General features: G+C 36.2%; 21 protein-coding genes. 15 read left to right on the plus strand and 6 right to left on the minus strand.

Annotated features, from left to right (window positions below; translation table 11 throughout):
* Positions 1-88 precede the first annotated feature (88 nt).
* The 3 genes from ACLTBU_RS10040 (at position 89) to ACLTBU_RS10050 (ending at position 1,782) form a co-directional block, all read left to right on the plus strand.
* Complete coding sequence (locus ACLTBU_RS10040; protein ID WP_177671817.1) at positions 89-820, plus strand: ThiF family adenylyltransferase; 732 nt, start codon at positions 89-91, stop codon at positions 818-820.
* A gap of 91 nt (positions 821-911) precedes the next feature.
* Entirely contained in the window at positions 912-1,217 is a 306-nt protein-coding gene (locus ACLTBU_RS10045) for a Dabb family protein (protein ID WP_177671818.1), read from the plus strand.
* A 184-nt stretch (positions 1,218-1,401) separates the two neighbouring features.
* Positions 1,402-1,782 carry a VOC family protein gene (locus ACLTBU_RS10050; protein WP_320651248.1) on the plus strand — a complete coding sequence of 127 codons (381 nt, stop codon included), beginning with the start codon at positions 1,402-1,404 and terminating at the stop codon, positions 1,780-1,782.
* Between the two features lie 164 nt (positions 1,783-1,946).
* Here ACLTBU_RS10050 and ACLTBU_RS10055 read toward each other — a convergent pair whose 3' ends face one another.
* Positions 1,947-2,861, minus strand: coding sequence for an ROK family protein (locus tag ACLTBU_RS10055; RefSeq protein WP_412218746.1), 915 nt, complete (start codon positions 2,859-2,861; stop codon positions 1,947-1,949).
* Between the two features lie 127 nt (positions 2,862-2,988).
* Here ACLTBU_RS10055 and ACLTBU_RS10060 point away from each other — a divergent pair, with 127 nt between their 5' ends.
* Genes ACLTBU_RS10060 through ACLTBU_RS10070 form a run of 3 tightly spaced genes read left to right on the plus strand, consistent with a single transcriptional unit; the run spans position 2,989 to position 7,853 of the window.
* Positions 2,989-5,358 (plus strand): hypothetical protein, encoded by a 2,370-nt coding sequence (locus ACLTBU_RS10060; protein WP_412218748.1) that lies wholly within the window; start codon positions 2,989-2,991, stop codon positions 5,356-5,358.
* Between the two features lie 14 nt (positions 5,359-5,372).
* Positions 5,373-7,103, plus strand: a complete 1,731-nt coding sequence (locus tag ACLTBU_RS10065) for a class I mannose-6-phosphate isomerase (RefSeq protein WP_412218749.1) — start codon at positions 5,373-5,375, stop codon at positions 7,101-7,103.
* A 24-nt stretch (positions 7,104-7,127) separates the two neighbouring features.
* The gene (locus tag ACLTBU_RS10070) at positions 7,128-7,853 is read left to right on the plus strand and encodes a GntR family transcriptional regulator (protein WP_177671823.1); all 726 of its coding nucleotides are present in this window, start codon (positions 7,128-7,130) and stop codon (positions 7,851-7,853) included.
* Between the two features lie 15 nt (positions 7,854-7,868).
* On the opposite strand, the gene ACLTBU_RS10075 is transcribed toward ACLTBU_RS10070, so the two are convergent.
* Entirely contained in the window at positions 7,869-8,195 is a 327-nt protein-coding gene (locus ACLTBU_RS10075) for a DUF1622 domain-containing protein (RefSeq protein WP_177671824.1), read from the minus strand.
* 102 nt (positions 8,196-8,297) lie between these two features.
* Here ACLTBU_RS10075 and ACLTBU_RS10080 point away from each other — a divergent pair, with 102 nt between their 5' ends.
* Together ACLTBU_RS10080 and ACLTBU_RS10085 are read left to right on the plus strand one after the other, a co-directional pair.
* Positions 8,298-10,463 carry a DNA topoisomerase III gene (locus ACLTBU_RS10080; RefSeq protein WP_412218751.1) on the plus strand — a complete coding sequence of 722 codons (2,166 nt, stop codon included), beginning with the start codon at positions 8,298-8,300 and terminating at the stop codon, positions 10,461-10,463.
* Positions 10,464-10,485: 22 nt separating this feature from the next.
* A complete protein-coding gene (locus ACLTBU_RS10085) occupies positions 10,486-12,840 on the plus strand; it encodes an ATP-dependent DNA helicase (protein ID WP_412218752.1) in 2,355 nt (784 codons plus the stop codon).
* On the opposite strand, the gene ACLTBU_RS10090 is transcribed toward ACLTBU_RS10085, so the two are convergent.
* Positions 12,835-13,767 carry an esterase/lipase family protein gene (locus tag ACLTBU_RS10090; protein WP_412218754.1) on the minus strand — a complete coding sequence of 311 codons (933 nt, stop codon included), beginning with the start codon at positions 13,765-13,767 and terminating at the stop codon, positions 12,835-12,837. The genes ACLTBU_RS10085 and ACLTBU_RS10090 overlap by 6 nt on opposite strands.
* Positions 13,768-13,884: 117 nt before the next feature.
* Here ACLTBU_RS10090 and ACLTBU_RS10095 point away from each other — a divergent pair, with 117 nt between their 5' ends.
* On the plus strand, positions 13,885-14,877 hold the full coding sequence (locus ACLTBU_RS10095) for an asparaginase (protein ID WP_320650599.1): 993 nt from the start codon (positions 13,885-13,887) through the stop codon (positions 14,875-14,877).
* 71 nt (positions 14,878-14,948) lie between these two features.
* Here ACLTBU_RS10095 and fsa read toward each other — a convergent pair whose 3' ends face one another.
* Positions 14,949-15,605, minus strand: a complete 657-nt coding sequence (gene fsa / locus ACLTBU_RS10100; protein ID WP_177671829.1) for a fructose-6-phosphate aldolase — start codon at positions 15,603-15,605, stop codon at positions 14,949-14,951.
* Positions 15,606-15,718: 113 nt separating this feature from the next.
* On the opposite strand from fsa, the gene ACLTBU_RS10105 reads away from it, so the two are divergent.
* From ACLTBU_RS10105 to ACLTBU_RS10120, 4 genes are all read left to right on the plus strand, one after another.
* Entirely contained in the window at positions 15,719-16,633 is a 915-nt protein-coding gene (locus tag ACLTBU_RS10105; protein ID WP_412218755.1) for a YIEGIA domain-containing protein, read from the plus strand.
* Positions 16,634-16,636: 3 nt separating this feature from the next.
* On the plus strand, positions 16,637-16,840 hold the full coding sequence (locus tag ACLTBU_RS10110; protein ID WP_320650601.1) for a capping complex subunit for YIEGIA: 204 nt from the start codon (positions 16,637-16,639) through the stop codon (positions 16,838-16,840).
* A 70-nt stretch (positions 16,841-16,910) separates the two neighbouring features.
* A complete protein-coding gene (locus tag ACLTBU_RS10115; protein WP_177671832.1) occupies positions 16,911-17,369 on the plus strand; it encodes a YaiI/YqxD family protein in 459 nt (152 codons plus the stop codon).
* 86 nt (positions 17,370-17,455) lie between these two features.
* Positions 17,456-18,010, plus strand: a complete 555-nt coding sequence (locus tag ACLTBU_RS10120) for a hemerythrin domain-containing protein (RefSeq protein WP_412218756.1) — start codon at positions 17,456-17,458, stop codon at positions 18,008-18,010.
* Positions 18,011-18,151: 141 nt separating this feature from the next.
* Here the strand turns inward: ACLTBU_RS10120 and ACLTBU_RS10125 are convergent, their stop codons facing one another.
* A complete protein-coding gene (locus ACLTBU_RS10125) occupies positions 18,152-18,700 on the minus strand; it encodes a superoxide dismutase family protein (protein WP_412218757.1) in 549 nt (182 codons plus the stop codon).
* A 162-nt stretch (positions 18,701-18,862) separates the two neighbouring features.
* Between ACLTBU_RS10125 and ACLTBU_RS10130 the strand changes: the two genes are divergently transcribed.
* Together ACLTBU_RS10130 and ACLTBU_RS10135 are read left to right on the plus strand one after the other, a co-directional pair.
* The gene (locus ACLTBU_RS10130; protein ID WP_320650605.1) at positions 18,863-20,404 is read left to right on the plus strand and encodes an oligosaccharide flippase family protein; all 1,542 of its coding nucleotides are present in this window, start codon (positions 18,863-18,865) and stop codon (positions 20,402-20,404) included.
* 54 nt (positions 20,405-20,458) lie between these two features.
* Positions 20,459-20,602 (plus strand): hypothetical protein, encoded by a 144-nt coding sequence (locus tag ACLTBU_RS10135; RefSeq protein ID WP_177671836.1) that lies wholly within the window; start codon positions 20,459-20,461, stop codon positions 20,600-20,602.
* 140 nt (positions 20,603-20,742) lie between these two features.
* Here the strand turns inward: ACLTBU_RS10135 and ACLTBU_RS10140 are convergent, their stop codons facing one another.
* Positions 20,743-21,609, minus strand: a complete 867-nt coding sequence (locus ACLTBU_RS10140; RefSeq protein WP_412218758.1) for an SDR family oxidoreductase — start codon at positions 21,607-21,609, stop codon at positions 20,743-20,745.
* Positions 21,610-21,759: the final 150 nt, after the last annotated feature.

The following is a 21,759-nucleotide window of genomic DNA, read 5'->3' on the forward strand; positions in this document are numbered from 1 at the left end:
CCTAGTAGAGTAGAGAAGTTCTTGTTATAATAAAGAAGAATATTTATTAAATAAGTATTTAGTGAAGATATAAAAGGAGATTCCACATATGTTACATGCTTTTCAAAGAACAGAGATGCTCTTAGGTTCAGAAGCACTGGAAACACTTAAAAATAGTACAGTAGCTATCTTTGGGGTAGGTGGTGTAGGTTCTTATACAGCAGAAGCTTTAGCAAGAACAGGTGTAGGCCATCTAGTGCTTATAGATAGCGATACTGTTTGTGTAAGTAATATTAATAGACAAGTTCATGCTACTACAGAGACGGTAGGTAGACCAAAAGTTGAGGTAATGAAAGAGCGTATTGCGCTTATTAATCCAGATGCTAAGGTAACAACTTATCAAATGCTTTATAATGCAGAAACTGCAGAAAGTATGCTTAGCGAAGAATATGATTATGTAGTAGATGCTATTGATATGGTAACTTCTAAGATTGACCTTGTAGTAAGATGTAAGGAGAAAAACATACCTATTATAAGTGCTATGGGAGCAGCAAATAAAATGGATCCTACGCGTTTAGAGGTAAGTGACATTTATAAGACAAGTGTGTGCCCACTTGCAAAAGTTATGCGCCAAGAGCTTAAAAAAAGACGCGTAAAAAAACTTAAAGTAGTTTATTCAAAAGAGACGCCTCTTAAACCATCACAACCAGAACCAGGTGAAATCCCAGCTTCAGGTTGGACAAGAAGACAAATTCCAGCTTCAGTAGCTTTTGTACCTTCTGTATCAGGTCTTATTATTGCTGGGGAAATAGTAAAAGAATTAATAGGATATAAAGCTTAAAAAAACACCCTTTTAGGGTGTTTTTTTAGTGGATTGGGTGTATATTTTTTTATATAAGCTATTTTAATAAAAGGTTAGAGGAGAGGATAAAATGGTTAAACATATTGTAATGTGGAAAGTAGCAGAGCACCCGGTACATGGGAGTAAGGAAGAAGTCATGGCAAAGATTAAAGCTGGACTTGAAGGGCTTAAAGGGCAAATAGAGGGGCTTGTAGAAATAGAAGTGGGGATGAACTTTAATCCTGCAGAAACTGCTTATGATGTAGTACTTTATTCTGTATTAGAAAGCAAAGAAGCACTTGCTTTCTATCAAGCACATCCAAAGCATTTAGAGGTAGCCAATAATCTTGTAAGACAGGTAGCTACATCAAGGGTCGTTGTAGACTACGAACAATAAGAGAGGTTACATAGGATTTCATTAGGCAAACTTTGAGGCGGACTTTACGCCATGCATTGTATAAAAGGAATGGATTAAGACAATCTCATAAAGAGTAGTTAAGAAAATTTGAAATCGAACATATGTTTGAATTTGCTCAAACGCCATGTTATAGTAAAAGAAACAGACAACAAAGGAGAACATCATGATTAATCAAATTGGTAAAATTACACTTTATGTGAATGATCAAGAAGAAGCAAAGAAATTCTGGACAGAGAAAATGGAATTTGTAGTAAAGTTTGAGGCACAGATGGGGCCAAATATGACATGGCTTGAAGTAGGTCCAAGTGAAGAAGCTTTTACTACTTTTGTGTTATATAATAAGGCATTAATGCAGATGCAGAAACCAGATATGGCTTTAACACATCCTAGCATTCTTTTAAGCACAAAAGATATTGAAGTCGCACATATGAAGATGAAAGCAAATGGTGTGGAAGTGCAAGATATTATGATTATGCCATATGGCAAAATGTTTAGTTTTAAAGATCAAGACGGTAATGATTACTTATTACGTGAAGATAAATAAAAGCAAAGATAAAAAGCCTTTAAGTACGTTATTAAAGTACTTAAAGGCTTTTCTTTATGTAATGATTTTTAACGATAAGGCTCTTAAGGGAGTGATAAAATCATTTAAAAGGTCCTATCATAACTATAATAATCCCTATAATCTCTAAAAGATGAAAATGAGAACTATTCAAAGAGTCTTGTAACACCTACTAAAGTACTTAAAGAAGAATCTAGGCTTAATGTAACAGTAAGATCGGGTGCTACTTTCTGTAATTGCCCTAAGAAGCTATCTTTAAAAAGAGGGAAGCTTTTAGCAATTTGCCCGCCCAGGACTAGGGTGTTTGGTTGAAAGGTTTGTAAGAAACATGTAATAGCCTGAGCAAAGCGGGCGCCAAAGATATCGAAAGTTTTAAGAGAAGATTCACAACCTTCTAAGGCTAAATCATAGATGGATTTAACATCATTTACAAGGACATGATGGAGGCTTTCATGTAGTTTAAGAATACCTCTAGCAGAAATATAATCATCAATAATACTATCAAGAAAAGGAGTATCATAAACCCAGCCATTAAGTGGGACATTAGGATGATTTGTAATAAGCTTGCCATCTTCTAAGAAGGCTGAGCCAAGTCCTGTACCGATGCAAAGACAAAGAACCTTACCTTGTATAAGGTCTTGGTTTAATACAGTTTCTCCTAAAGCATATAAGCTAGCATCATTTTCAAATTTAATTTTACAGCTATGACTTGCAACCTCATTAAAAAGTTTATTTTTTCTAAGTCGTAATAAGATTTCTTTACTCAGACAGATGCCGTACAAACTATCGTATTTATTAATATTTTGCATAAGAGAAATACCTTTTTCATAATCAAAAGGACCAGGGAAAGCCATACCTATACCTGTAACATGTATAGGATAAGGTGCTTCTTTAATTTTATCTAAAATAATATGAGTAAAATGATTTAATAAGGTTTCCTTATCTTCTTTTGCAAGAGAAGGGGAGTGGGTAATACCCGGTGTAAGGAGTGTACCATTAGGCGTAATAACACTTGTTTTAATAGAAGTTCCACCTACATCTAAGGCGATAAATGTATTCATAAAGTAATCCTTTCTAAAATATATTATAATATGACATTAAACATTATAACATATTGAAATATGTTATAACATATGATAACATCAAAATAGATTTAAAAATTCCCATGAGGTTATTAGGAGGGCTATTATGCTTGATCGTAAATGGCAGGTTTATGTTATTCATCATTCTCATACAGACATAGGTTATACAGATTTACAAGAAAAAATTATGTACAACCATATCGATTATATCCGCTCAGCAGTTAAAATGACTGAAGAAGTTCCAGAATTTAGATGGAATTGTGAAACATACTATTGCGTAGAAAAATTCCTTGAAGAAGTAGATGAAGAAGAAAGAAAAGCGTTTATAGAACGTATCAAGGCAAATGGTATTGGTTTATCAGCAACTTATTTAAACTTTACAGATTTAGTAGATAAAGCAGTATTGACAAAACGTACAAAAGAGATGGTAGATTACTTCAAGCAATATGAAGTACCTGTTAAAGTTGCTATGAATGCAGATATTAATGGGATTTCACTTGGAGCATTAGATGCACTTTTAGATAATGATATTGAGTTCTTGTACATGAATATTCACTGTCACCATGGAATGTACCCGCTTTATCAAAATCAAAAACCTTATTATTGGCAAAATAAAGCAGGTAAAAAATTACTTGTATGGAGTGGTGAGCATTATAACTTAGGGAATGCTTTAGGACTTGTACCTAATAAGCATGCTAACTTTATGACACAAAATTATTTTGCGGGAGCAAAACCAAAGACGCCAGTAGAGAGCTTAAAAGATAATCTTTATGATTACCTTAAAGAATGTGCAGACAATGATTACCCATATGACTTTATCCCAACAAGTGTATCAGGCGTATTTAGTGATAATGCACCACCAAACATGGATATCCTTACTATGATACAAGAATTTAATAAGGCTTATGGTGACCAAGTTGAAATTAAAATGGTAACAGTAGCAGAGCTTTATGAGGCTATTAGGGATAGATTAGGTGAGATTCCAACTTACGAAGGTGATTTAACAGATTGGTGGGCACACGGTGTAGGGAGTACACCATATCCTGTTAAACATTATAAAGACGCACAACGTATGTACCACTTATGTGAAAGGCTAGACCCTGAACATAAAGTAATGAAAGAACAGTTTGTAAGAGATGCAGAAGATAACTTACTGGTTTATTCAGAGCATACATGGGGGCATTCTTCAACTATTACAAATCCTTATGATACGATGGTACAAAACCTTGATATTCGTAAAAATAGTTATGCTTCTAAGGCACATGAAGCGGCTGCTAAGAATCTTAACCGTATCCTACACAGCAGGGGGGATAAATTAAGATACTATGATAGAGATGGTAAGATTAAAGCGATCAATACTTCAGACCGTGCAGGTAAAAAAGTAGTAGAATTCTACATTGAAGTATGGGGCTATGATGATGTAGAAGTTGTAGAGGTGGCGACAGGTAAAGTAATGGATATACAAATTTCAAGCCATCCAAGAGGGGTACTGATTAGCTTTATTGACGACTTCAATGCTTTTGAAGAAAAAGTTTATACGTTTAAAGAGGTACCTAAAGTAGCCCTAAAAAATAATTCACGTGTAGCTTACATGGGCTCTGAAAGAGTTAAAGATATCATTAATAGCTATGATCCAGTAACTTATACACTTCCATATCAAATTGAAAGTGATTATTTTAGAATTGGTTATGAAATGGGTAAAGGGGTTACTTCCTTCTATAATAAAGTAGAAGAAAGAGAGATGCTTAAAGAAGGAGATGCAAAATTCTTCACACCAATCTATGAAAATACAGAAATTCGTACAGATATCTATGAAGAAAGACGTCTCCTAGGTAGAAATATTAGAGGACTTCATGCTAAGAAATATATAGGAGAATTAACAGAAGTTAAACTTATCGATAACGGTAAAGTTTTCAAAACCATAGAGCTTATTTATAAATTAGAAGGTACCTATTTCAGCTCTGTAGTGATTAGAATGTACAATGAACTGCCAAAGATTGAGTTCAAGTATAAAATTGCTAAAACACTTTCAGAAGACATTGAAAATATCTTACTTCCTCTGACATTAGATCTACCTGGTAGAACACTTTATATGGATAAGAGTGATGTTACCTTTAAACCAGGGGTAGACCAGCTTCCAGGAACTTGTATGGAATACTACCTTATCGACAATGGCCTAGTCTATGAAACAGAAAAGAGCAGTATTTTAATCCAAACAAAAGATGCCCCAATGATTTATATGGGAGAACTTAAACATCATCCAATTTTATTATGTGATAACAAAGAAGAAAACAACCAACGTGATGTATACTCTTGGATTATGAATAATATCTGGGAAACAAACTTCAAAATGGATTTATCAGGTATTACAGAATTCTGCTATAGCTTAAATATGATAGAAACAGAAAATGTTACTGAAAGCTTTAAGGCTATGAAGGATGAAGATTACGGTGTTGTTACATTTATGATTGACTAGGAGAGGAACAGATTATGACGAGATATGATAAATATCCAGAGGTTAAAGTAAAAGGTTATGATAACTGCGCATGGCAAGGTTATGACCAGATTACAGCAGTATTAAAAGATAGATTACAACCAAGTGCTAAAAATGTAGTGGTAGTAGACTGCTACCCAGGTGTAGATGTAAAAGAGGTTGTAGAAGGACTAAGTGAACTTAAGTTTGATAAAGTGATTTATTCAGATGAGTGTGCACTTCAAGGGGAAGCTTTAACAGCAGCCATTGATGCGTATCTTACAGAAGACCGTGTATTTGGTGTTCTTACAACAAAGAATTTCCAAGATGTTTTTAGAGCTGAAAAGATAGAAGAAGCTAAAGTACAACTTGAACAGGCCGAAGGGAATGTACTTGTATGCGGAACGGGAGCAGGGCTTATTACAACAGGAGATATCTACATCTTTGCAGACCTTGCAAGATGGGAAATCCAGATGCGTTACCGTAAGGGAATGTCTAACTGGAATGTAGAAAATAGTGATGCACCTATTTTAACCAAGTACAAAAGAGGTTTCTTTGTAGAATGGCGTATGGCAGATAGACACAAAGTTGCTAACTACAAGAACTTTGATTATGTGCTTGATACAAATGTAGCAAATGAACCTAAACTTGTAAGTGGTGAAGCCTTCTTTGCAGGACTTCATGAGACGGCACATAGACCATTTAGGGTTGTTCCATACTTCGATGCAGGGGTATGGGGTGGTCAATGGATGAAGGAAGTATGTGACCTAGATAGAGAAGCTGAAAACTTTGCGTGGAGCTTTGATGGGGTACCAGAAGAGAATAGCTTATACCTTCGATATGGTGATGTAAGAATTGAAGTACCTTCTACTAATGTTGTGTTCTATAGACCACAAGCTTTATTAGGGACTAAAGTTCATGCAAGATTTGGTACAGAGTTCCCGATTCGTTTTGACTTCCTAGATACAATGGGAGGACAAAATCTATCTTTACAAGTGCATCCTCTTACAGAGTACATCCAGCAAACCTTTGGTATGCACTATACCCAAGATGAGAGTTATTACATACTAGATTGTAAAGAAGAAGCGAAAGTTTATCTAGGTGTTAAAGAAGGTATTAAACCCGAAGAGATGATAGAAGACTTAAAATCGGCTCAAAGGGGTGAAATGAGCTTTGATGCTGAGAAGTATATTAATACTTTTGATGTGAAAAAGCATGACCATTTCCTTATTCCAGCAGGAACTATTCACTGCTCTGGTAAAGATACGATGGTACTTGAAATTAGTGCAACACCTTATATCTTTACGTTTAAGCTTTGGGACTGGGATAGACTTGGTCTAGATGGTCTGCCACGCCCTATTCATATTGAGCATGGTGAAAAAGTAATCGACTGGACACGTACAACCGCTTGGGTAGAAAGAGAACTTGTAAACCCAATAGAGCAAGTGGCAGAAGGTGAAGGCTATATAGAAGAACGTACAGGCCTACACGAGCGTGAATTCATTGAAACACGTAGACATTGGTTTACAGAAACTGTACACCACACTACACAAGGCAGTGTAAATGTGTTAAATTTAGTAGAAGGTGAAGAAGCTGTTGTAGAAAGTCCTACAGGTGAGTTTGAACCGTTTGTTGTACATTATGCAGAGACATTTATCATTCCTGAAAGTGTTAAAGCTTATACTATTAGACCACATGGACCATCTGTTGGGAAAAAACTTGCTACAATTAAGGCTTATGTAAGATAAGAAAGTAGAAGTAGGAGGACTTATATGTTAGTAAGAAGTAAAGGCGCACCTACGCTAAAAGAGCAGTTAATCAATATTATTAAGTCAGATATTGAAACTGGTGTCTATAAAGAGGGTGAACTCTTACCTAGAGAGATTGATTATGAAGAAAAATATGGTGTAAGCCGTATTACGGTAAGGGCAGCCATTGGTGAACTAGAACAAAAGGGATATGTTGAGCGTATTAAAGGTAAAGGCACTATCGTACTAAAATATAGGAAATCCGAACCATTATTAAAGATAGAAGGCTTCACGGATGAAATGAAGGCAAAAGGGATTATCCCTACCACCGCCTCTGCTGTAATTAAATTGGTAAAGGCTGATGCGGACTGCGCAGAAGCGTTAGGTATTGATAAAGGCATGCCTGTTTATGAATTAATCAGGGTGAGGTGTATTAATGGTATTCCTATTGTACGCTTTAAAACCTATATTAAAAGTACAATAGATATGTCTTTAGATTCTAATTTATACTATGAGTCTCTTTATGAATATTTAAGAAGAGAACAAGGAATAGAAATCTCTAAGATTAAACAGCGCATTACCGCAGGTCTTGCAGATGAAGTTCTTGCTAAAGAATTAAACTGTAATAAAAAAGGACCTATGCTTATTTTAAAAAGAGTAGGCTATGATCAAAATGATGAAGTCTTTGAATATACTGAAGGGCAGTATGTGGCTTCGCGTTATGAATACTATATGGAACTTACAAAATAAAACAAGATGCACATGCTAATCGGCATGTGCATCTTGTTTTATTTCCCAATGAATAATAAGCGTCATAAGGGCACGTAAGAGTATAATAGCACCAAGGATGATAATCTCATCTAAAGTACGAACGAGCACAGTTTTAAGAATTTCGGCAGCCAACTTAAACTCTAAAGACATGGCCATCGAGTTAGCAAAGTGGCTTTTGGTAATAGTGAAATTGTTATGTAAGAGGCCTTTAAGGTAGCAGTAAAAGCCATCAAAAGCCCCTACGGCAAGGACAATGATACCCATTGTTTCAAGCAGATGAATAAGGGTAGGAAGATATTGGTTAATGAGGTGTTCAAGCATTTAAAGACCTCCTTTCTAAGTAGCTTGGCCACGTTTCAGGTCTATACAAAGTATGTTATGATAAGAAGAGATAGAACTAAAACTTTAAAGGAGTTTATATAAATGGCAAAGAAATTAGTATTAGCAGAAAAGCCAAGCGTAGCACGTGATATTGCACGTGTTCTAAAATGCAGCAAAAAAGGCAATGGATATATAGAAGGTAATGATTATATTGTAACTTGGGCATTAGGTCACTTAGTAGGACTTGCAGACCCAGAAGCTTATGATGATAAATATAAGACTTGGACAATGGAGTCTCTTCCAATGCTTCCAAAGCAAATGAAATTAGTCGTACTTAAAGGCGGCGGTAAGCAGTTTAATGCTGTTAAAGAGCAGATGAATCGTAAGGATGTAGATGAAATCATTATTGCTACAGATGCTGGACGTGAAGGCGAACTTGTAGCAAGGTGGATTATTGAAAAAGCTAGGGTGAATAAGCCCATGAAACGCCTATGGATTTCTTCTGTAACGGACAAGGCTATTTTAGATGGATTTAAACATCTTCATCCTGCTAAAGAATACGATCACCTTTATGAAGCAGCAGTATGCCGTGCAGAGGGGGACTGGGTAGTAGGGCTTAACGTAACACGTGCTCTTACTTGTAAGTATAATGCACAGCTTTCAGCGGGACGTGTACAGTCAGCAACTCTTGCTATGATTGTAGCAAGAGAAGAAGAAATTAAAAATTTCAAACCAGAAGACTACTTTAACCTTAAAGCAAAGGTTAAAGGCTTCACTCTAGATTGGCAAGGTGCAAAAGGGCCTCATATTTATAAAAGTGATGTAGCTAAGAAAATTACTGATGAAGTAGAAGGTAAGACACTTAAAGTCACAAAGGTAGATGAGACGAATAAAAAAGCTTATGCACCTGCTCTTTATGACTTAACAGAGCTTCAAAGAGATGCCAATAGACTTTATGGCATGAGCCCAAAAGAGACCCTTTCTATTATGCAAAGACTCTATGAAAACTATAAAGTCCTTACTTACCCAAGAACAGATTCACGTTATATTTCCCAGGACATTGTGCCAACACTGAAAGATCGCTTAGAAGCTGTTAGCGTGGGACCTTATAGAGCAGCAGTAAAGAGCATTCTTCAAAATGGCATTAAACCGAGCAAACATTTCGTAGATAATAGCAAAGTATCTGACCACCATGCTATTATTCCAACAGAGGAAAGTGTCATGCTATCAAACTTAAGTAATGACGAGCGTAAAATCTATGAGCTTGTTATTAAACGTTTCTTAAGTGTTCTTTTACCACCATGTGAGTATAAACAAACAACTATTGAGGCTAACGCAGGCGACCATACTTTTATTGCAAAAGGGAAGGTTATACTTAAACAAGGTTGGAAGATGGTATTTGATAAAGACGAAGATAGCGAAGAAGGTTTCAAAGAAAACTTACCAGAAGTTAAAGTAGGAGATGAACTTAAAGTACTAGGTGTAGAATGCTTAAAACTTCAGACGAAAGCACCAGCACGCTTTACAGAAGCTACGCTTCTTTCAGCTATGGAAAGCCCACATAAATACGTGAAGGTAAGTAAGGAAGCAGCTAAAACACTTGGAGAGACAGGTGGTATTGGTACAGTTGCTACAAGAGCAGATATTATAGAGAAGCTCTACAATATGTTCTATATTGAGAAAAATGGCAACAGTATTATACCAACTTCAAAAGGGAAACAACTTATTGATCTTGTGCCAGAAGACTTAAAGTCACCACTTCTTACAGCTAAATGGGAAAGAGAACTGGACTTAATCAGTAAAGGCAAACAAAATCCAAAAGACTTTACTATGCGTATGCGTAAGTATAGTGGTGAGCTAGTAGACGCTGTAAAGGGCAGCACAGATAAGTTTAGACATGACAATATAGTCGGTAAACGTTGCCCAGAGTGTGGCAAAAATCTACTTGAAGTAAAAGGCAAACATGGCATGATGTATGTATGTCAGGATAGAAGCTGTGGTCATAGAGAAAATATTAGTAAGTTTACGAATGCACGCTGCCCACAATGCCATAAAAGACTTGAACTACGCGGTCAAGGTGATGGACAAATCTATGTATGTACAACGTGTACATTTAGAGAAAAAGCAAGTGCCTTTAAAAAGCGTTTTGAAGATAAACCAGGTAAAGTAGATAAGAAATCCGTACAAAAATATATGAAACAACAGCAGAAAGAGGATGAAGGTAACTTTGCATTTGCAGAGCTCTTTGCTAATTTAAATAAAAAATAAGAAATAGGGAAAATGAGAGATTATGCGTATAACGGAAGGGATTGTAAATATATCAGTAAGAGAACTTGTAGAGTTTGTCATGCGCTCAGGTAGTATTTTTGCTGCCTTTGTCAGTAGGGCAAGAGCTGTAGAGGGGACCAAAGCACATAAGAAAATTCAAGAATCTATGAATGCAAACTATGAGAAAGAGGTTAAACTTGTCCATGAATGTGAAGCTTCTGGGATTACCTTTATCGTAGAAGGCCGTGCGGATGGAATTATGATGGACCTTATTGCAGTGACTATAGATGAGATTAAGTCTACCCGTACAAGTCTTGATGTAATAGATGAAGACTACAATCCCCTTCACTGGGCGCAGGCTAAGTGTTATGCTTATTTCTATGCAAGTGAGCATCACTTAAAAGATATGAATGTACGCTTAACTTATTACAACCTCGATACCAAGGAGACTAAGCATCTTCTAAAAGTTTATACCTATGAAGAACTTGAGGACTTCTTTAAGGGGGTTATAGAGAAGTACGCTCTATGGATTCGTTTCTATATGGATTGGGGAGCAGAGCGCACAAAATACTTAAAGGCATTATCTTTCCCTTTTGAAAATTATAGGGCAGGCCAAAGGGAGCTAGCGGTTAATGTATATAAAAGTATTACCAATGAGGCTAAGTTATACGTTAATGCACCTACAGGTATAGGTAAGACCATCTCTACACTCTTTCCAGCTCTAAAAGCTATGGGAGAAGGGCACGTAGGTAACATCTTTTACTTAACGGCTAAGACCATTACAAGAACAGTAGCAGAGAAAAGTATCAAGATGATTTATGATAAAGGGACACGTGTAAAGGCCATCACCCTGACAGCTAAGGATAAAATATGCTTCTTAGATGAACGTAATTGTCACCCAGACTTTTGTAAATATGCAGATGGTCACTTTGATAGAGTAGATGAAGCCGTATATGATGCTATTACGCATACAGACTTATTTACAAGAGAAGTGATAGAGGCGTATGCAAAGAAGTATCATGTATGTCCTTTTGAATTAGCTTTAGACTTAGCCATATATGCAGATGTGGTTATTTGTGACTACAATTATGTTTTTGACCCTACAGTTGCGCTTAAACGCTTTTTAGACCAGAGGGACTTTGTGATTTTAGTAGACGAAGCCCATAACCTAGTAGAAAGAGCAAGGGAGATGTACTCCGAGAGTGTGTCTAAAAATCAGTTTCTAAGTGTGAGAAGTTCTATTAGCAAGCAGTATCCCACAATAGCTCAGTCTTTAAGTAAGCTAAATGATTATATGCTAAGTGTTCGTAAGGATTATATTGATTTGACTGGAAGTATGATTAGTAAGGAAGAGCCTACTAAGCTGTATAGACTTCTTAGAACTTTTATTAATGAATGTGATAAGAAACTACAAAAAGGTGCTATGCATAAGTTACCTCAAGATTTGCTAGAGCTGTATTTTAGAGCTTATAACTTTAATAAAATCTACGAGTTCTTTGATGAAAGATATATTATGTATGCAGACCAAGTAGAGGGAGACTTAGTGCTTAAGCTATTCTGTATGGACCCCTCTTATTTAATTGGTAATATGATTAGTACCTGCAAAAGTGTTATTTTCTTCTCTGCTACCCTTATGCCTATCGATTATTATAAATATATGTTGGGTGGAGAGGGGGAGCGTGCCATTGCCCTTCCTTCACCTTTTGATAGGGAGAAGGCTCTAAAGCTTATTGCAACAGATGTATCCACTCGGTATCAGCATAGAGAAAGAAGCTATGAGAAAATCTGTGAGTATATTAGAAAAGTAAGCGAGGGGAAAGTAGGCAATTATATGGTCTTTTTCCCTTCTTATAAATATATGAAAGATGTACATGCCTACTTTATAACCCATTATGAGGGATATGATATTTGTATGCAGGACACAAGTATGGATGAAGAGTCAAGGGAAGCATTCTTATCACAGTTTGAGGTAAATCCCGTAAAGACAAAGATAGGTTTCTGTGTGCTTGGAGGAATTTTCTCTGAAGGCATTGACTTAACAGAAGATAGACTTATAGGTGTTCTAGTGGTAAGCGTAGGATTGCCACAGATAGGGTTAGAGAAAGATTTAATTAAGTATCACTTTGAAGAACAAGGCAAAGATGGTTATCACTATGCCTATACTTATCCAGGTATGAATAAGGTACTTCAAGCAGTAGGAAGGCTTATTCGTACGGAAAAGGATGAAGGGGTTATTGTGCTTATCGATGACCGTTTTAATAGTCCACTGTACAGTAGCTTGATGCCACCAGAGTTAAGTGATAGAAAGTGTGTGCATTTAGGGCAGGTGGAGGAAATAGTAGAGAAGTTTTGGAGACAAAAAACTCCCTTACTATAAAATAGAAGGGAGTAAATTAGCACTCTGCAAGAGTAATTCACCATAATCACTATTAAGAATATATTGCTGCCCTTCTATAGCAAATACACTTCTTAGTAAACTGCATCCATCACCTTGTTTACCCTGATGACAGTTAATAATCTTGCCATCATGATATTTCTCCGCATTACAGGCAGGAATAACTTCGAGTGATTCAGTAGTGTTCTCTCCGGTGCCTCCAAATAGAGTAACCTCTATATGGTGGTCCTTTAAAAGGTGAGCCTTAGCATTAAGGTCATCTAGAAAAGGATTTGTGAGGGACATATAATGCTGGGGGATGGAATAAGTTCTATTTTTATAGGTATAGAAGAGATAATCTCCATAGTCACCAGAAGGTATAAATTGGGCAAGTGAAGGGAAACTATTGCGTAGAAATGGTGTATGCATTCTATTAGATTTTGAAAAAACTTGCAGGTACAAATTGAGGTTTAAAGAAATAAAGTCAGGGTTAGACATACAAGTGATCGGAATGCTACCGTTATTTAAGTAGCTGAAAGCAGGGATCAAACCAGCATTGGGGGTTCCGATAAGAATCATGTGATTAATACTATAGTCGTAAGAGTCTGATTGTGCATAGGTTCTGGCAATAAGGCCACCTGTACCATGGCATATAAGATTGACTTTAGGAACGCCTGAAGCTTGTTTGACTTTATGAATAAGAGGACCTAATGTATAAAGAGCAAGGTCATCGACTTTTTGACGCCAATCATAAAACATAATAAAAAGGTCAGTGTTCATAGTATATCCATAATCTAGTAGCTGTTTTACAAAGCGTTTGCCTGTATAATGAGATGGGCCGAAGTGCCAAGATCCCATACCAGGAAGAATTTCTGTGCCTAAGGAGCCGAATAGTCCAGGAATATAAATTAAAGGTGTTTTACTTTGCATTCACTCACCTCCTTCTTATATAGTGTATGCATAGACAAGCGGGGTGTGATAAAATCCTTGAAGTGAAAATAAATAAAATATATGATTGAAACAGTTAATAAAAAGGGGTGTGACAACATGAAAAAGCCAAAAGTATGTATTATTTTTACCGGTGGAACCATTTCAATGACAGTAGATGAGAATATCGGAGCAGCTATTCCAACCTTATCAGGGGAACAAATTTTATCAATGGTTTCAAATATTGATAAATTAGCAGATATAGAAGTTGTGAATTTATGTGAGATTCCTGGTCCTCATATGACCATTAGTAAACTATTAGAACTTAAATCACTTATTAAGAAAACTTTAGATAGAGAGGATATAACAGGTGTTATCGTAACACATGGTACAGATACTCTAGAAGAAACAGCTTACTTTTTAGACCTAACAATCAATCATACAAAGCCGGTAGTAGTAGTAGGTGCCATGCGTAACAGTTCAGAACTTGGTTATGATGGTTCAAGTAACTTAGCAGCAGCAGTATGTACAGCTATTTCTCCAAAAGCAGTTGGTAAAGGTGTGTTAGTTGTCCTTAATAATGAAGTTAACATTGCAGCAGAGGTTACAAAAACGAATACTTTATCACTTAATACTTTCCAATCACCTTATGGTCCATTAGGAATTATTGATACAAATGATTTGATTGTTTACCGTGATATTGCATATAGACAACATATTGATACAGATAAAGTAGAACATAGAGTAGACCTAATTAAAGCTGTACTCGATATGGATGATAGGTTTATTAGACTTGCAGTAGATGCAGGGGCAAAAGGCATTGTAGTAGAAGCAATGGGCAGAGGTAACTTACCACTTAAAATGCTTGAAGGGGTTAAATATGCACTTTCAAAGGATGTCGTTGTAGTCATTGTTTCAAGATGTAGTTCAGGGCGCGTATTTGAATCTTATGGCTATGAAGGCGGCGGTAAAGAGCTTTCAGATTTAGGTGCTATTATGGGCGGAGAGATGAGAGGGCCTAAAGCAAGATTAAAACTTATGCTTGGTCTTGGTAAAACAACGAATATAGACGAAATCCGTAAACTCTTTACAGAAGAGAGCTATATATTATAAATGAAAGAAGGGCAGTCCTACAACACATGAGTGAGTTGTGGAACTGTCCTTTTTCCGTCTTATTATACAATCTATTTACTTATTTTAGATTGTAGTCCTTCCCAATCGGCTAAAAATTTCTCTATACCACTAGAAGTAAGAGGGTGATGAATCATTTGGGTAATAACACTGTAAGGAATAGTAGCAATATGGGCACCAGCTTTAGCAGCTTCAAGAACATGAATAGGGTGACGCACGCTAGCGGCAATAATCTCTGTAGAGATACCATGAATTTCAAAGATTTCAGCAGTGTCTTCAATAAGTGACATGCCATTAAAACCAATGTCATCTAACCTACCAATAAAAGGACTGACATAAGTGGCACCGGCACGTGCAGCAAGAAGTGCCTGTTGAGCGGAGAAGATAAGTGTAACGTTGGTTTTGATGCCTTTTTCAGTAAGTTGCTTTGTAGCCTTTAAACCCTCTTCACACATTGGAATTTTGATGACAATATTAGGGTGAATTTGAGCAAGGGTAGTACCTTCTTCTACCATCTTAGAAGCTTCTAAGGTAATGACTTCTGCGCTGATAGGTCCATCTACTATAGAAGAAATTTCTTTAATAACTTCTTCAAAAACAAGTCCTTCTTTGGCGATAAGAGAAGGGTTAGTGGTAACGCCACAAATAACCCCTAGTTCGTTGGCTTTACGAATATCTGTTACATTGGCTGTATCAATAAATAATTTCATAATTCTACTCCTTATACTTTATAGTTATTAGTAGCATGTGTATGATGGAGTAAAATTATGAGGGAATGGGTATATTAAGTGGAAGATTATAACACAAGTGGGGAGTAGGGCTTATGAATAATGCAACGATTTCAGATGAAACACTCATTCTTATTACAACAGCCATTATTATGGGCACATTAACGAGACTTATTACACTTAAACTAGATTATAGACAATATCCAAGTTACCCTAATGGCTATTTTACACATTGTGTACTGGGATTTATAGCAGCCGCCATAGGTGCTGTAGCTATGCCAGCTATAAAGACCAAAAATTTTGTAGCGATGACTTTTCTAACGATTGCTATTCAGCAATTTAGAGATGTAAGGCGTGCAGAAAGAGAAAGCTTAGTATCCCTTGAAAATACAGAGTTTACAGTAAGGGGAGATGCTTATATAGATGGCATTTCTAAGACTTTTGAATCACGCAATTATATGGTGCTTATGGTATCACTGGTTACAGGGATTGTGATGCAATTATTAGAAGATCATAGTATCCCTATGCAGGTTGGAGCAGGAGTATTAGCAGGAAGCATTACTTTTACTTTTCTTAGGATTTTTACAAGAGGTCAGACCGTAGGACAAGTAGCTGATGTAGCTATTGGAAAGGTAGAAGTAAAGGGAGCAGAACTTTTTGTAGATGATATTTATGTATGTAATACATTAGGAACAGAAAATGCTCATAAGATGATGGCGGAAGAAGGAATGGCCGCAGTAATTACACCCAAGGAACAACATTATCGTATTACATTAGATAATTTTGGGCAAAGGCAAGCCATTCTATTTGAGGTATGTAGAGCGCTAGGAGTAAAGCGGTATCATTTTACGCGTAAGGAATATAAGGAAGGTAAAATTGTAGTAGCTATTGTACCGATTATAAGAGATGAAATGTTTATGATGCAAGTTATTAAAGAGACGCCTTTACTTGAAAATGTAACCAAGTATCATGGTATTATGAAGCATAAATATATCAGTAGAGGAGAGTAAATCATGCATGAGAGAACGAATTATTTAGAATATCTTGGGTATGTTACAACAAAGAAAGATAGAGTACTTAATGGTGCAGGGCTTATGCTTTATGCGAGTACGCCTGAAGAAGCCAGTGAACTTAGTCTAGACGTTGCTAAAGCCATAAGGTGTGATGTGGTACAGCTAAAATGTGGGGATTATTTACTCGTAAGTGTCCCTAAGTAGTAGGAAAGATGGGACAAGCAGCATAAATTTTTATATAATGAAACTAAGAAGAAACGCAAGGGGGGAAGTTATGAAAATACTTATTGATGGAGATGGATGCCCAGTTATAGACCTTACCATTAAAGTAGCTAGAAAATATGGTATAGAAGTAGTTATTTTTTGTGATACAGCACATATGATAGACAGGCTTGGAGTTAAAACAATTATTATACAAAAAGGCATGGATGCAGTGGATTTTATGATCGCAAACAATGTTCATAAAGAGGATATTGTCGTTACTCAAGATTATGGATTAGCAGCTATGATTTTATCTAAAAAAGCAGCAGCTATTAATCAAAATGGTTTTATTTATACAGAAGGAAATATTGATCAGCTTCTTTTTAGAAGGCATGTAGTAAAGGTTGCGAGGAAATCAGGTGCGCGTCTTAAAGGGCCTAAAAAACGTACAGAAGAGGATAATATTAAATTTAAAGAAGGTCTTATAAAATTATGTGAAGCAAAGCTCGCACAAGAAAAAACGACCTTGTAAATTGGTAGCTATAGCTACAGAAAAATAAAAAAGGGGACGCTATAATAAGTGTAAGAAACTTATATATTAAGAAAGCAGGTAAAGAGATGAAAGCAATAGAAATTATGATGAATGAACATAGAGCTATTGAACGCCTTATTATAGTAGTACGTCAAATTTGCAAAGGCATTATGAATGGGGAACCTATTTGCTATGAGGACTTTGAAAAGATTATAGATTTTATAAGGGTTTACTCAGATGAACACCATCATGGGAAAGAAGAAAAGTGCCTTTTTAACCAAATGCTTATCCATTTAGGTGCTTTAGGTGAAAAGCTGATAAAAGGCGGCATGTTGGTCGAACATGATTTAGGTAGACTGTACGTGAAGGACCTTGAAGAAGCACTTGAACGTGTCAAAGCTGGGGATGAGGAAAGTAAACTTGATGTGATAGCTAACGCTATTAGCTATACACATTTACTTACAAGGCATATAGCAAAGGAAGATGAGCTCATTTATCCATTTGCACTAAATAGGCTTCCGCAAGAAATCGTTGAAGAGGTTAATAAAGCATGCTTAGCTTTTGAACAGGAAGCAGCTCAAAAGAGTGTACAAGATTCTTATTTAGAAGTGCTTGGCAAATTAGAGGAAAAATATAAATAATATCACAGAGAAAACAGACCTCTTATAAAATGGCCATTTTAAAAGGACATGTTATACATTTGAAGAGGATGGAATAAATAGAAGAAGAGGGCTACCTGAGGGTAGCCCTTTTTGTATTTTCAGTAAGGGATAGGTAGGCTACTAGCGTCTTCCAAAGAAGCCAGTGCTGCGGGATGGGGTAGTGGACTGGATGACGCCACAGGCTAGGCGGAGGCCGGAGTTACCAGCAGGTTGAGTCATAAAGTCATCGGCTTTTTCGTGCAGGATAAAGGACTTTCCTATAACGTCTCTTACATTAAATGCACTTGTATAGACAGACATCATCGCTGTTCCATTAGTAGAGAGGATAGGTGGAAGGTCTCCGGCATGGAAGGGATGAGGTTGATTGGTTGGATTCCAGTGACCACCAGCTGCTGTAAAAGGATCAGCAGGATTTCCAACTGTGCAGTTACCAAACTCATGAATATGGAAACCGTGGAAGTCTACTTTTTGCCCTGTAGTAGTGTTAACGGGGATACCTACAATATATGTTCTAATATAAACGCCATCAGATAATTGATACAGTAAGATACGTCCTCTAAGGCTAGGGGCCAGTGGACCACCTTTTAAATTAGCGAAAGCATCAGGTTGAAGTTCATCAAAATCAGAAAAAATTTCGTAACTGGTTGGAAGAATTGAGTGATTATCCATAGATTAAACTCCTTTTTTATTCATTAATAATAAAGCTGTTAATAACATATTATGTAAAAAAATGTAATCTGTGATAAAAATAAAAGGATTTATTGAAGTCATAGTATACGGTGTTGTCCACATATAATAAGCATGTAGAAATAGGACAAAGTAGGTGGTACTGTGAAAAAACAAGGATTAGCGATGAGTGCCTATATTTCAACGATAGGTTCTGTTGCAACGAAAACATTAGGTATGATTTCAACAGTGTATATATCGAATAGAATAGGGGCAGAAGGGGTAGGTCTTTATCAATTGGCTATGACCATCTATATGATGGCCTATACCATTGCATCAGCAGGTATGAGTACCTCTGTATCTAAATTAGTAGCAGAGGAACTTGGAAAAGGAAATCGTAAAGGCGTAAGAAAAATCATGAAAGTCTTTTTCATTATTAGTATAGCGGCCAGTGTGACTATATCGGGGTTAGTCTTTATTAATGCACCTTTTATTGCAAACCATGTGATAAAAGATAGCCGAACCATACTAGGACTAAGAATATTATCATTAAGTGTACCTTTTATGACAGTATCGTCTTGTTTAAAAGGATACTTCTATGCTGTGAAGAAGATGATTAAGCCAGTAAGTTCAGATGTATTTGAGCAGATCGTTAAGGTACTTATGGTTATCGTTTTTCTACAAAGGTGGGGGAATGGTTCACTTGCCCATGCTTGTGGGGCTATCAGCCTTGCGATGACATTAGGAGAAGTATTTTCTTTCTCTTATATGGTATTCCTTTATACAACAGATCCGGATAGAAGGCATAATAGAGGGATATCAACAAGTAGAGGTATAGATATCTTCATTCAGATTATTAAGATCCTATTACCTATTACTTTAACAGCTTATTTAAGTTCAATTATTACTTTGTTGCAAAATGTGCTAATACCATTAGGTTTTAGAAAATCAGGTCTAACCCAAATGGAGTCTATGAGTATGTACGGTATGATAGAAGGAATGGTACTACCCATTTTATTTTTTCCGGTAGCACTACTTACAGCATCTTCTACAGTACTGACACCTGAAATAGCAAGGGCAAAAGCTAGGAATATGTCAGAGCGTATTGAAAGTTTATCGGGAAGGACTATACATCTTATTATGGTGCTAGCTATGATTGTAGTAAGTGTATTTGGGAATTTTGGAGAGGAGCTGGGCTTACTGATTTATAACAATAGGCAAGTAGGGCATCTCTTACAGTTCTTTGTCTTTATAACACCGTTCATGTATATAGAAATTGTAATAGATGGTATTTTAAAGGGGTTAGGGGAGCAAAACAGTTGCTTAATTTATAGAATTATAGAAGCTATTTTAAGTGTAGTTTTAATTTATTATTTATTACCAATCAAAGGGGTTATAGGATTTATTGGGTTAAATATTGGAATTAATATTTTAACGGCGACTTTAAAAATGAGACGACTCATTAAAGTAACAACTATTAAAATTAATGTTTCAAAATGGTTTTTCTATCCAGCACTTGCGGCTACAGCAGCGGGTATGACAGCAAAAGTTATTGTGATTTATTTGTTGCCACAGCATTCAAGCCTTTTGACACAAGTTACATTAGGTGTTGCCATTGCTCTTAATATTTATTACATAGCTTTGCATTTGTTAGAAAATCTAACAGCGCAAGACTTGGCAGGTTTAGACATTCGAAGAAAAGTATAAATTCATTAGACTAGGGCAAAATCTTATTAAATACTTTAAGTAGGAGGCATAATAATGGCAAAACAGAAAACTGAAGAAGCAAAATTACAAAGTAGAATAGATAATACAAGAGATGCGATGAATGCAGGTAATGGTTTTAAAACGGCAATGAGTTCTGGTGTACATGGTGCTGGAGATAGCTATAGAAACAAAAAATAAAGAAGATAGAAAGAGCCCTAAGGGCTCTTTTTATTTGCTCTTATTAAAGGATTAAATTTGATTATAAAAAATGCTAATCTTAAGCCATATGAGCCATATGAGCGCCACGTATTCAATATCTTTTTTTGTGTCAGAGGGATTTAGGCGTTGACAATTTCGCCGCCATTAACGTGGATGGTTTGGCCAGTAATATAGGAAGCAGCATCGGATGCTAGAAAGACATAAGCACCTGCGCATTCTATAGGTTGTCCAGCCCTGCCTAGTGGTGTATTAGAACCAAAGCTAGTAACTTGAGTAGCATCCATAGAAGATGGAATAAATGGTGTCCATATAGGACCTGGTGCTACAGCATTAACCCTAATACCTGATTTAGATTTAGCAAGAGACATAGCAAGAGAACGGGTCAAGGCAACTAAGGCTCCTTTAGTCATAGAATAATCAATAAGTGTTTCATTACCATGAAAGGCTACAACAGAGGTGGTGTTAATAATACTAGAACCTTGTTTTAAATGAGGAAGAGCTGCCTTAGTCATATAAAAAGCACCATATACATTAGTCTTAAAAGTTTTATCAAATTGTGCATCAGAAATAAGTTCAAACTTTTGAGTAGTGTATTGTACGGCTGCATTATTAACGAGAATATCAAGTTTATTGAAGTGATTGATAGTCTTACTAATAGCCATTTCACAATTTGCCTTATCTGTAATATCTGTTTCAATAAGAAAGCATTGTCTACCTAGAGCTTCAATTTGGTTTTTAATAGTATTAGCATCTTCGGATTCGTTAAGATAGACAATACATACATTGGCACCCTGTTTCGCAAAGGCTAGAGCAACAGCTCGCCCGATACCACTGTCACCACCTGTAATAAGAGCGACCTTATCTTGAAGCATAGTTCCCTTGCCTACATATTGATCATCATCATACACAGGGAGTGGATTCATCATATGTTCTAAGCCAGGGTGCTGACTTTGATGTTGTGAGGGAAAAGAAGTTGGGAATGACATAAGAACCTCCTAAAATTAAAATTTCAGAGATTAGTATGTACATATACACAAGATTTATGTTAATAACTAGAGCATTTGTGAATAAGACAAAGGCTAGAAAAGCCAAGCTGTGGATAAATAGAAGGCTAATGTGCTATAATTAAGGCAATA

This window comes from Zhenhengia sp. (assembly GCF_046966505.1).
Lineage (GTDB): Bacteria > Bacillota > Clostridia > Lachnospirales > Cellulosilyticaceae > Zhenhengia > Zhenhengia yiwuensis.